Origin of the sequence: Lichenicoccus roseus, assembly GCF_005844085.1 — a bacterium.
Taxonomy (GTDB): Bacteria; Pseudomonadota; Alphaproteobacteria; order Acetobacterales; family Acetobacteraceae; genus Lichenicoccus; species Lichenicoccus roseus.
Genome location: NZ_VCDI01000001.1, coordinates 361803 through 374515, shown reverse-complemented (window position 1 = coordinate 374515; position 12713 = coordinate 361803). Strand labels below are relative to the sequence as shown.

Annotated in this window: 4 protein-coding genes; 1 reads left to right on the top strand and 3 read right to left on the bottom strand. The window is 70.3% G+C overall.

Annotated elements, in window-relative coordinates; genetic code table 11:
- Positions 1-6 precede the first annotated feature (6 nt).
- On the bottom strand, positions 7-285 hold the full coding sequence (locus FE263_RS01640; RefSeq protein WP_138324200.1) for a hypothetical protein: 279 nt from the start codon (positions 283-285) through the stop codon (positions 7-9).
- 185 nt (positions 286-470) lie between these two features.
- Between FE263_RS01640 and FE263_RS21970 the strand changes: the two genes are divergently transcribed.
- Positions 471-638, top strand: coding sequence for a hypothetical protein (locus FE263_RS21970; RefSeq protein ID WP_171033883.1), 168 nt, complete (start codon positions 471-473; stop codon positions 636-638).
- Between the two features lie 50 nt (positions 639-688).
- Here FE263_RS21970 and FE263_RS01635 read toward each other — a convergent pair whose 3' ends face one another.
- On the bottom strand, positions 689-1117 hold the full coding sequence (locus tag FE263_RS01635) for a response regulator (RefSeq protein ID WP_138324199.1): 429 nt from the start codon (positions 1115-1117) through the stop codon (positions 689-691).
- A 7-nt stretch (positions 1118-1124) separates the two neighbouring features.
- Positions 1125-12515, bottom strand: coding sequence for an Ig-like domain-containing protein (locus tag FE263_RS01630; RefSeq protein WP_138324198.1), 11391 nt, complete (start codon positions 12513-12515; stop codon positions 1125-1127).
- Positions 12516-12713: the final 198 nt, after the last annotated feature.

Genomic DNA, 12713 nt, shown 5'->3' with positions numbered 1-12713 from the left:
TGCGGCCTACAGGCCCTGGCCGCCGCCGATCGACATCGAGCCGGACCCGTTCGGCAGGTTGCTTCCGGGCTGATCCGGCCCCGGTAGCTGGCCGATGCCCGCACCGGATGCGCCGCCGCCATGTGCGCCGCCGCCGCCGCCGCGCGGGCCTGGGCTGGGTGCAGGGGCCGAAGCGCCGGGGGACATGGCCGGCGCGACATAGAAGGGATCGGTGTGTGTCGTGGGCGGCGGGGCGGAGCAGGCCGCAAGGGGAAGCAGAAGGCCGACGATGGCACGCGGCCGCATCGATGGTTGGCGGCCATCACTCGCCGTGGCCGACCGTCTCGCACGCTCCATACCATTCTCCTCCAGCACCAGGACAGCGCATGACGCGGCCCCATGGGATACACAGGATGTCGACCTCGTCAGATATGGCAAGCCGCCGCAACAGCTCCGGGGGGAGTTCGATGCCGACGATGAGAGGAGATTGCGTGATCGTCCGCTGCGGCGTGATCGTCGTTCTTGGTCTGTGTCTCGCCGGCTGCAGCGCCTATCGCGGTCCGATCGACAACAAGCCCGATCCGGACAGGGCGAACCCGTCCCGCTGGGGTAAGGCCCTGCCGCTGCAGCGCGACGCCCCGGCATCGGCCGCCGCCTGATCGCATCGATGCCGCCGTGATGCACGCAATTTGACCCGCGCCTGTCCTGCCTAGTTCGACAGGAGTGTCGCGCTGCGGATCATGTCGTTGACCAGGGCGACGACCTGGCGTGCATCGTATGGCTTGCCGATGAACCGAGTTCGTGTGCTCAGCGTGGACGCCATCGGGCAGGCGGTGCCCGAAGTCAGCAGGATCGCGCAGGCCGGTGTCGTCGCCTCGATGAACCTTGCGAGCGTGAAGCCGTCTGGCACGCTTGGCATCACCACATCGAGGAAGGCGGCATCCACATCGACCCGGTGCTGCAGGATCATCAGCGCCGCCATCCCGGAACCGGCTTCCAGCACTTCGAAATCGGCCGAGCGGAAGATTGCTACCGCCACCGCGCGGATCATGTCCTCATCCTCCACGATGAGGATGACCGGATTGCGGACATTCCGGGCAGGCCGGCCCGATGCAGTCCGGCGCTGGAACACGGCCATGCCACCGCTACCCGATTATGCTGCCGTTGGGGTTGGTGACCCCGAGCAGCTCGATCCTGGTGCCGTCGCCAAGCTGCACGATGCTGTTGCCGCCGCTTGATGCGATGTTCACCTGCGAGGACTGGTAGTTGAACAGGCTGATGGTGTCGGTCCCTACCTTGAAGCCCGAAATGATCGCGGTGCCGCCAGCCGAGCCGTTGACCACGTCGTAGCTTGTCGGACCGCTACCTTCGCCGATGGTGGCGGTGCCGCTGCCCACGACCACCTGCATCGAGCCGGTACCGCCGGTGAGGGACACGTTGCCGGACTCCGCGAAGATCAGGCTGGCCCCGTTGCCGGTCTGGATCCCCGAGTTTCCGGTTCCGGCTACCACCAGCATGTTGCCGCCCCGGCCTGTCACGTCGAGCGCGCCGCTGCCGCCGATGATCGAGTCTGCCCCGACGGTGCTGCCGAAGACGTTGAGGCCGCCGCTGCCGCCGAACACCGCTTCGCCGTGCTGGGCCATGAGGTTGAGCGCCCCCGCGCCACCGACGATGGTGTCCTGGCCGCCGGACCCGGCATTCACCAGGGTGGGGCCGGCGCCGGTGAAGATCACGCCGCCGGTGGCGCCGCCGTTGATGGTGGTGGCGCCGCCGCCGCCCAGCACCGAGGAGCGGCCGGAGCCGACCACGAGCACGTCCGTGCCTGCATCCGAGCCGAAGATCCGGTCGCCGCCACCGGCGCCCTGGACCGTCGTTGATGTTCCGGCATTGTTGTTAGCCACCAGCACGTTGTCGCCGGCGGTGCCGCCCAGCAGTATGCCGCCTGCCGCCCCCCCGAGGATGACGGCCGAGGCGGACCCGCCCGTCACGGTCGTGCTGCCCGAGCCACCCAGGAAGGTCAGCGGGCCACCGCTATCGCCTACCACCAAGCTGCCCGACGAGCCATGCACCGTCAGGCTGGTGCCACTCCCGGTGATCGTGGAAGCGCCGGAAGCAGCGTTGATGGTGTCGGCGCCCTGTGCGTTCACCGCGGCGGTTCCGGCCCCGAGGTTGACCGTGGTATCGCCGCCGGCGGCCGTCGTGATGGTGCCCCCGGTGGTGACGTCCAGCGTGAGCTGGGCGCCCGGTGCCGAGCTGGTGAAGCTGACCCGGCCGGTGCCGGAATAGGTGACGTTCTTGCTGGTGCCGGCGTCGATGACCGCATCGGCACTGCCGGAGATCAAGATGTTGCCGGTGCCGCCGGTGACGGAGATCGCGCGGCCGGTGGCATCGATGGTGGCATTGCCGCTGCCGCCGATGATCGAGGCAGCGCCGGTTACCGTGACCGCCAGGGTACCGGAGCCCATCTCGATGGTGTCGCTGCCGTTGCTGGCGATGGAGGCGTTGTCGGCCCCAAGCGCCAGGGTGTTGGTGCTGCCGGCCTCGGTGGTGATGGTGGCGGTGCCGGATTGGGCGGCGCCGCCGAGTTCGAAGGTTGCGCCGTCGATCATTGCGGGTACCGCCGCGGTCGGCAGTGCACCGTCAAGAATGATGGTGCCGCCACGGTAGACCAGCTCGCCTGCGGCAAGGCTTTGCGACCCGGTCAAGGTGAGCGTGGCTGTGCCGGTGCTGCCGACATAGCTGGTGGTGCCGGCAACGCCCTGCAGCGTATCGGACAGCACGACGTTGTTGCCGCCCTGCCCATCCGTCTCGGCGGTCAGCACGCCGCCATCGAGCGTCACGGTTCCGCTGAGAACGGCGGTATCGTCGAGCAGCAGGTCGCCGCCGTCGCCGAGGGTCACCGCACCATTGGCGACAGCGAGGCTGCCGTCGAGCGTGAGGGTGCCTGCCGAGGAGCCACCGACCAGCAATCCGGCGCCGGCCACGATCGAGGCGCTGCTTCCGAGCATCAGGCCGCCGCCATCATCGACCACCAACGAGCGATCCCCACCAGCCGCGCTGTCCTGCAGCCCGGCCAGCACCAGGGTGCCGGAGTAGGTGACGTGGTCGCCGTCGACGCGGACCTCGCCGGCGTTGCCGTCCCCGCTGACGGTGTAGGCGCCGGCGCTTCCGGTATCGAAATAGGCCAGGTCGGTGCTGGCGCTCGGTACGCCGGTGGTAGGCGCCCCGTTGACCAGCCACTCGCCGCTCTGGCTGAAGACGCCACTGACCGGCGACGCCCAGTGGTAGGCGCCGATGATCAGGCTGGCGGCGGCCGAACTGTTGCCGGCGACATCGGTCGCCGTTGCCGATACGTCATGCAGCCCGGTCGCCTCGGCGGGGGTGAGCATGTAGGCGAAGCTGCCGTCGTTCGCCGCCCGGGTGGCGCCAAGGGTCTGGCCATCCTCCGAGATCGTCACGGTGTCGCCAGCGGGCGCGGTGCCGTCGATGCTCATGTTGGAGATGGTGAGGCCGGAGGGGGCGGCGGGCGTCGCGGTTTCGATGGTCAGGCCGAGCGGCGTGGAGGCCGCCGACCCGTTGCCGGCGACGTCGGTCTCGGTAGCGGTCAGGTTGTAGCGGCCGGCAGCGAGTGCCGTGGTGGTGACCGACCAGGTTCCATCCGCGGCAACGGTGGCGGTGCCGAGGGCGGTGCCACCAGCTTGCAAGGTCACGGTGTCGCCCGCGGTGCCGGTGCCGGTGATGGTCGGTGTGGTCACGTTGGTGATGTCGTCGCCGTGCGTGCCGCTGTCGCTTGCCGATGCAAGCGCCAGGTTCGCCGGTGCTCCCGGCGTCGCGGTCTCGATGGTCAGGGCGAGCGGGCTGGAGGCGGCCGAGACGTTGCCGGCGATATCGGTCTGCGTCGCGGTGAGGTTGTTCGCGCCGGCTGCCAACCTTGCGGTGACGATCGACCAGGTGCCGCCGGCGGCCACCTTCGCGGTCCCGACCTCGGTGGTGACCCCGCTGGCGCTGGTGTCCGACAGGATGACGGTGTCCCCGGCGGTGCCGGAGCCGGTGATGGTCGGAGTGGCAACGTTGGTGATGTCGTCGCCTTGCACGCCGCTGTCGCTGATGGCGGCCAACTCCAAAGTGGTGGGAGCCGCGGGGGGCGCGGTGTCGATCGTCACGCGGAGTGGGCCGGACGCCACCGAGACATTGCCGGCGATATCGGCTTGCGTCGCGGTGAGGTTGTTCGCGCCGGCTGCCAACGTGGAGGTGGCGATCGACCAGGTGCCGTTGCGGGCGACCGTTCCGGTGCCGACGGTGGTGGTGGCGCCACCCGCACCGACGTCGAGCAGGGTCACGGTATCCCCGGCGACGCCGATGCCGGTGAGGGTGGGCGAGGTCACGTTGGTGATGTCGTCGCCTGCCACGCCGCTGTCGCTGGTGGAGGCGAGCGCCAGGTTGCTGGGCGCCGACGGCGTCACGGTGTCGATCTGCAGCGTCAGCGCAGTGGAGACCGCCGAGAGGTTGCCGGCGATGTCGGTCTGCGTCGCGGTCAGGCTGTCGGTGCCGGCGGGCAGCGTGGAGCTGGTGATCGCCCAGGTGCCGTTGCCGGCGACAGTCCCGGTGCCGACGACGGCGTTGCCGTCATACAGCGTGACGGTATCGCCCGCGGTGCCGGTGCCGGTGATGGTGGGCGTGGTCACGTTGGTGATGCCGTCGCCCATCACGCCGCTGTCGCTGGCAGCGCCGAGCACCAGGGTCATAGGTGCCGCGGGTGCCGCGGTGTCGATGACCAGGTCCAGCGCCGGAGAAGCAGCGGAGACATTGCCGGCCTCGTCGGTGTCGGTGGCGATGAGGCTGTGCGTGCCAGCGGCAAGCGTGCTGCTGGAGACCGACCAGGTGCCGTCGGCCGCGACCGTCGTGATTCCGACGATGGTGGTGCCCCCGCCCGCATTGGCCTCAAGCAGGTCGATGGTGTCGCCGGCGGTGCCGGTGCCGGTGAGGGTCGGGGTGGTGACATTGGTGATGTTGTCGCCAACCACTCCCCCGTCGCTGGCTGCCGCCAGGGCCGGCGCGGACGGAGCAGCAGGCGGGTTGGTGTCGATGACGAGCGCCAGCGCCGCCGAGGCGCCTGACAAGTTGCCGGCCGCATCCGTCTGCGTCGCGGTAAGGACGTGCGTGCCGTCGCCAAGCAGGCTGCTCGTGATCGCCCATGTGCCGTTGCCGGAGACCGTTCCGGTGCCGATGATCGTGGTGCCCCCGCTCGGAGCGGAATCCAGCAGGGTGACGATGTTGCCGGCGGTGCCGGTGCCGGTCAGGACGGGGGTGGCGACGTTGGTGATGTCGTCGCCCGGCGTGCCGCTGTCGCTGGCGGCGGCCAGCACCGGCGCGGTGGGGGCCGCGGGCGCCGTGGTGTCGATGTCGAGGCGCAGAGCCGCCGAAGGGACCGACTGGTTGCCGGCATAGTCGGTCTGCACCGTACCGAGGCTGTGCACGCCGTCGGCGAGCGTGCTGCTGGTGATCGACCAGGTGCCCGCCGCGCCGACCACGCCGCTGCCGACCACGGTGCTGCCGTCCAGCAGGGTCACGGTGTCGCCGACCGCGCCGGTGCCGGTGATGACCGGATTGGTGATGTTGGTGATGTCGTCACCCTGTACGCCGCTGTCGCTGCCTGTAGCCAAGGCAAGGCTCGCGGGCGGCATGGGGGCCGTTGTGGCGATCGTAACCGTGAGCGGGTTGGAAACCCCGGAGACGTTGCCGGCGACGTCTTTCTCGGTGGCGGTCAGGCTGTGCGCGCCGGCGGCAAGCGTGCTGCTGTTCACCGACCAGGTGCCGTCGGAGGCCACCGTCGCGGTACCGAGAACGGTGGTGCCGTCGTACAAGGTAACGGTGTCGCCGCCGGTGCCGGTGCCGGTGATGGTCGGCGTGGTGACGTTGGTGACGGCGTCGCCCTTGTTGCCGCTGTCGCTTGCTGCAGCCAGCGCCAGCGAGCCGGGAGTGGCGGGCGTCGCGGTATCGATATCCAGGCCGAGTGGAAGCGATGCCGCCGAGATGTTGCCGGCGACGTCGGTCTGCGTGGCCGTCAGGTCATGCATGCCCGCGGCAAGTGGACCGGTTGCGATCGACCAGTTGCCGTCGGCGCCGACCGTAGCGGTTCCGACTATCGTGCTGCCCCCGCCTGAAGCAACCGCACTGAGCGTGACGGTGTCGCCGACGGCGCCGGTTCCGGTGATGGTCGGCGCGCTGACGTTGGTGATGTCGTCCCCCTGCACCCCGCTGTCGCTGGTGGTAGCCAGCATTGGTGTCCCTGGCGCCCCGGGCGTCGCGATGTCGATGGTCAGTCCGAGCGCCGTCGACGGCGTCGAGACGTTGCCGGCGAAGTCGGTCTGCGTGGCACTCAGGTTATGGCTGCCGGCGGCCAGCGTGCTGGTGGTGATCGACCAGGTGCCGCCGCCCGCGACGGTGGCACTGCCGACCACGGTGCTGACGCCGCTTGCATTGGTGTCGTAGAGCGTCACCGTGTCGCCGGCGGTGCCGGTTCCGGTTACCGTTGGGGCGGCGACGTTGGTGATGTCGTCGCCCTGCAAGCCGCTGTCGCTGGAGGGATTCAGCAGCGGCGTCGATGGCGCCGACGGGGCTGCCGTATCGATGTCGAGGACGAGTGGCTGCGACGCCGCCGAGATGTTGCCGGCGGAATCGGTCTCGGCGACGGTGAAGCTGTGGCTGCCGGCGCCCAGCGCGCTGCTGGTGATCAACCAGGTGCCGTCGCCGGCCACCGTCGCGGTGCCGACCACCGTGGTGCCGCCGCTTGCGGTCGTCGCGTAGAGGGTCATGGTGTCGCCGGCGGCCCCGGTGCCGGTCAGGCTGGGGGTGGTGACGTTGGTGGTGTCGTCGCCTTGCACACCGCTGTCGCTGGCGGCAGCGAGCACCGGTGTCGAAGGCGCATGGGGAGCCGCGGTGTCGATGGTCAGGCCGAGGGCTGCAGACGGCAACGAGGCGTTGCCGGCCGCATCGGTCTGGACCGCGGTGATGCCGTGGGCGCCGTTGGCAAGGGTGGTGGTCGCGATCGACCAGGTACCACCGCTGCCGACGATGCCGCTGCCGATGGCCGTGCTGCCGTCGAACAGCGTGACGGTGTCGCCGGCGATGCCGTTGCCGGTAAGGGTCGGGGTGGTGACGTTGGTGATGTGATCGCCCTGGGCGCCGCTGTCGCTGCCGGTGTCGAGGAGCGGTGCCGAGGGCGCTGCCGGCGGCGTGGTGTCGATGTCGATCGCAAGCGCCGCCGACGATGCCGAGACGTTGCCGGCACTGTCGGTCTGCGTCGCGGTCAGGCTGTGCGCGCCGGCGGCGAGCGTGTTGCTGGCGACCGACCATGTGCCGCTTGACGCGACCGTGGCGGTGCCGATGATCGTGCTGACGCCGGCGGCGTTGGTGTCCGACAGGGTCACGGTGTCGCCGGCGATGCCGTTGCCGGTGAGGGTCGGGGTGGTGACATTGGTGATGCCGTCGCCCTGGGTGCCGCTGTCGCTTCCGGCAGCGAGCGCCGGCGCCGACGGTGGGGCGGGTGTGGCGTTGTCGACGGTGAGGCCGAGCGCCGCGGACGGCGCCGAGATGTTGCCGTTGGCATCCGTGTAGGTCGCGGTCAGCCGGTGCAGGCCCGGGGTCAGCGCTGGGCTGGTGATCGACCAGACATTGTTGCTGCCCACCAGGGCGGTGCCGAGTATGGTGCTGGTCCCGCTCGGATCGACGTCGTAGAGCGTGATGGTGTCACCGACCGGGCCGCTGCCGTTCAAGACCGGCGTGGTGACGTTGGTGATGTCGTCGCCCTGCGTGCCGCTATCCGAGGCGCTCGAGAGCACCGGCGCCGAGGGGGTGGCCGGATTGCCGGTGTCGATGCTCAGGGTGAGCGGCGTCGAGGCGGCGGAGACATTCCCGGCGGCATCGGTCTGCGTCGCGGTCAGGATGTGCGGGCCCGCCGCCAGCGTGGTGCTTGTGATCGACCAGGTGCCGTTTCCGGCGACGGTGGCGGTGCCCACGACGGTGCTGCCGTCCAGCAGGGTGACGGTGTCGCCGGCGACGCCGGTGCCGGTGAGCACCGGGTTGGTGACGTTGGTGACGTTGTCGCCCTTGACGCCGCTGTCGCTCGCCGCCGAGAGCACCGGCGCACCCGGCGCGCCGGGGGCTGCGGTATCGATCGCAAGGACCAGGGCGGGGGACGCGGTGGAGCTGTTGCCAGCCACGTCGGTCTGCACGGCGGTCAGGCTGTTGGTTCCGGCCGCCAGCGCGCTGCTGACCACCGACCAGGTGTTGTCGGCGGCCACGGTGGCGGTGCCGACTGCGGTGGTCGTACCACTTTCGCTGGTGTCCAGAAGCGTGATGGTATCCCCGGCGACGCCGGAGCCGGTGATGGTCGGCGTGGTGACGCCGGTGATGCCGTCCCCCTTGACGCCGCTGTCGCTTGCGTCTGCCAGCACCGGTGTGCCCGGCGCGGCCGGGGTCGCGGTGTCGATGGTCAGGCCGAGTGCGTTGGAGGCTGCGGAGACGTTGCCTGCGACGTCCGCCTGCGTTGCGATGAGGCTGTGCACGACACCCGCGAGGGGTGCGGTGACGATTGACCACCTGCCGTCGATGCCGACCGCCCCGGTGCCGATCGCGGTGCCGCTGCCGCCCGGGTTGGCGTCGTAGAGGGTGACGGTGTCGCCGGCGGTGCCGGTGCCGGTGATGGTGGGTGTAGTGGCGCTGGTGATGTCGTCGCCCGGCACGCCGGTATCGCTGGCGGGGGCAAGCGTAAGGTTCAGCGGTGCGGTGGGGGCCGCCGTGTCGATGGTGAGCGTGACCGGCGCCGAGGCCGCCGACCGGTTGCCGGCGGTATCGGTCTGCACGGCGGTCAGGCTGTTGCTGCCGCCAACCAGCGTGCCGGTGGCGATCGACCAGCTGCCGTTCGCGGCAACGCTGGCGCTGCCGACGGAAACGCTCCCGCCTCCTGGAGCGGTATCATAGAGGGTGACGGTGTCGCCGGCAGTGCCGGTGCCGGTCAGGGTGGGCGTGGTGATATTGGTGATGTCGTCGCCCTGCGTGCCGCTGTCGCTCCCGGCTGCCAGCACAGGTGCGGAGGGCGCCGCCGCGGGAGTGCTGTCGATGTCCAGCGCCAGGGCGGCGGAATTGGCGGAGACGTTGCCGGCTACGTCGGTCTGCATCGCCACCAGGCTGTGGCTGCCGTCGGCCAGCGCGGAAGTGGTGACCTGCCAGGTGCCGTTGCTGGCAACGGTGGCGTTGCCGACCGCAGTACCCCCATCGATCACCGTCACGGTATCCCCGGCGACGCCGATGCCGGTGAGGGTGGGCGAGGTCACGTTGGTGATGTCGTCGCCTGCCACGCCGCTGTCGCTGGTGGAGGCGAGCGCCAGGTTGCTGGGCGCCGACGGCGTCACGGTGTCGATCTGCAGCGTCAGCGCAGTGGAGACCGCCGAGAGGTTGCCGGCGATGTCGGTCTGCGTCGCGGTCAGGCTGTCGGTGCCGGCGGGCAGCGTGGAGCTGGTGATCGCCCAGGTGCCGTTGCCGGCGACAGTCCCGGTGCCGACGACGGCGTTGCCGTCATACAGCGTGACGGTATCGCCCGCGGTGCCGGTGCCGGTGATGGTGGGCGTGGTCACGTTGGTGATGCCGTCGCCCATCACGCCGCTGTCGCTGGCAGCGCCGAGCGCCAGGGTCGTGGGTGTCGCCGGGGTGGCAATGTCGATGGTCAGGTTGAGCGGTGCCGAGGCTCCGGAGACGTTGCCCGCGACATCGGCCTGGGTGGTGGTCAGGCTGTGCGTGCCGGCGGCAAGCGTGCTGCTGGTGATCGACCAGATGCCGTTGGCGGCAACGGTGGCGGTGCCGACGATGGTCGTGCCGCCGCCCGCGGTCGAGTCCAGCAACGTCACGGTGTCGCCGGGGGTGCCGGTGCCGGCGATCAGCGGCGTGGTGACGTTGGTGACGCCGTCGCCCTGCACGCCGCTGTCGCTGACGGCGGCGAGCACCGGCGCGGATTGGGTCGAGGGGGTGGCGGTGTCGATGTTCAGGCCGATCGCGGCGGACGCGCCGGAGGCATTGCCGGCGACGTCGGTCTGCATCGCGGTGAGGCTGTGCGCGCCCGGCGCCAGCGTGCTGCTGGTGATCGACCAGGTGTCATCGGTGGCAACGGTCGCGCTGCCGATGACGGTGCTTCCGTCCAGCAGGGTCACGGTGTCACCGGCGGTGCCGGTCCCTGTCACCACCGGGGTGGCGACATTGGTGATGCCGTCGCCTTGAATGCCGCTGTCGCTGGAGACGGCCAGCATCGGCGCGGACGGCGCCGAGGGCGTGGTGGTGTCGATGGTCAGGCCGAGGGTGGCGGAGGCTGCGGAGACGTTGCCGGCGATGTCGGTCTGCGTCGCGGTCAGGCTGTGCGGTCCCGCGGCCAGCGTGCCGGTGGTGATCGACCAGGTACCACCCCCCGTGACGGTGGCGGTGCCGATGGCGGTGCTGCCGTCCAGCAGCGTGACGGTGTCGCCGGCGGCGCCGGTTCCGGTTATCGTCGGCGTCACGACGTTGGTGATGCCGTCGCCCTGCACGCCGCTGTCGCTGCCGCCGGCCAGGGCGAGGGCGATGGGAGCCGAGGGGGCGGCGGTGTCGATGGTCAGGCCGAGCGCGGTGGACGCGGCGGAGACGTTGCCGGCAACGTCGGTCTGGGTCGCGGTGAGGCTGTGCAGGCCGGCGGCCAGCGTGGTGGTCGCGACCGACCAGCCGCCGTTCGAGCCGACCGTGGCGCTGCCGATCAGCGTCGCGCCGTCATAGAGCCTGACGGTGTCGCCCGCGGTGCCGGTGCCGGTGATGGTCGGCGTGGCGACGTTGGTAGTGTCGTCGCCTATCGCGCCGCTGTCGCTGGCGGTGGCCAGCATCAGGCTCGCGGGCGTCGAGGGGGTGGCGGTGTCGATGGTGAGGCGGAGGGCGGCCGACGCGGTCGAGACGTTGCCGGCGACATCGGTCTGCGTCGCGGCAAGGGTGTGCGACCCGCTTGCCAGCGTGGTGGTCACGATCGACCAGCTGCCATTGCTGGCGACGGTGCCGCTGCCGACGACGGTTCCGCCGTCGCGGAGCGTGACGGTGTCGCCGGCGGTGCCGGTGCCGGTGATGGTGGGAGTGGTGACGCTGGTGATGTCGTCACCCTGAACGCCGGTATCGCTGGAGGCGGCGAGCGCCGGCGTGCCCGGTGTCGCCGGCTTCGCGGTGTCGATGGTCAGGCCGACCGTGGCGGACGGCGCCGAGACGTTGCCGGCGACATCGGCTTGGGTCGCGGTGAGGCTGTGGCTGCCGGCAGCGAGCGCGCTGCTGACGACCGACCAGGTGCCGCCCGCAGCCACCGTGCCGGTACCGACGATGGTCGTGCCGTCGTAGAGGGTGACGGTATCCCCGGCGGTGCCGGTGCCGGTGATGGTCGGCGTGGTGACGTTGGTGATGCCGTCGCCCGGCACGCCGCTATCGCTGGCGATGGCGAGGGCCAGCGTCGTGGGGGTCGCCGGGGTGGCGGTATCGATGGTCAGGTTGAGCGGCGTGGAGGTGGCAGACACGTTGCCGGCGACATCGCTCTGGATCGCGGTCAGGCTGTGCGCGCCCGCCGCGAGGGTGGGGCTGGTGATCGACCAGGTGCCGCCGGAGCCGACGGTGGCGGTACCGATGGCGGTGCTGCCGCCGCTTCCCGACGTCGCATAGAGGGTAACGGTGTCACCGGCCGTCCCGGTCCCGGTCACGATCGGATTGCTGACGTTGGTGATGCCGTCGCCCTTGACGCCGCTGTCGCTGGCGCTGGCGAGCAACAGGGTAGGCGTCGCGGGCGTGGCGGTATCGATGTTCAGGGTGAGTGCGGCGGATCGTGCCGAGACGTTGCCCGAGCCGTCGGTGTCGTAGGCGGTGATCGTGTGCTGCCCGGCGCCGAGCGTTGTGGTTGTAATGCTCCAGGTGCCGTTGCTGGCGACGATGGCGGTCCCGATCGTCGTCGAGCCGTCCTGCAGGGTCACGGTCGCGCCGGCCTCGCCGGTGCCGGTGATGACGGGCGTGGTGACGCTGGTGGTATCATCGCCCCGCACGCCGGTATCGCTAGCGGGGGCCAGCGTGAGTCCGGCGGGCGCCACTACCGTTCCGCCAGCAGGATAGATGTACTGGCCCTGGGTGGTGCTGAGGGCCGTGGCCGGCAGCACGCTGACCTGGGTGCCGTTTACGGTGACGGTAGCCAGGCCGGTAAGCGCGGTATTGGAGAACAAGTAGAGCGTGCCACCGGAGACGTAGGAGAAGGCGCTGCTGTCCTGGTAGGCGCCCACATTCGCGATCGCCTGCGAGACCATGGTGCCGTTGTTGGCAAGGTAGGAGATCGTTTCGTTACCGTTGGCGTCGGTGCCGAAGATCGCCTGCCTGTTGCTGGCGACCGGATTGACCTCGTCGACCACACCGATGCCGACAACGGTGACGTCGAGTTGCAGCGTGTAGACATAGCCGCCCGGAACGGAGTCACCTGGCTGCGGCAGCTTGGAAGTGGCCATGGGATGTCCTTGCGGTGTCGCGCATGCGGCGCCCGATTGGGTCACACATTCTGTGTTCGAAGCCGGTTGCCGTGGCGTCCGGCGGGCCTGGCGATCGCGGACCGCTCAGGTGCTGCGTCTCACCTGAGGCTGCGCATACCCGTCGGCACAACGAGACAAGGAGCCTGACCGCGTCGGCGGCCCGGACGGTGGTGACAG

Excerpts from the sequence above, each read along its gene's own strand:
- FE263_RS01640 (WP_138324200.1), bottom strand. The coding sequence starts at position 285 with ATGCGGCCGCGTGCCATCGTCGGCCTTCTGCTTCCCCTTGCGGCCTGC.
- FE263_RS01635 (WP_138324199.1), bottom strand. The coding sequence starts at position 1,117 with ATGGCCGTGTTCCAGCGCCGGACTGCATCGGGCCGGCCTGCCCGGAAT.
- FE263_RS01630 (WP_138324198.1), bottom strand. The coding sequence starts at position 12,515 with ATGGCCACTTCCAAGCTGCCGCAGCCAGGTGACTCCGTTCCGGGCGGC.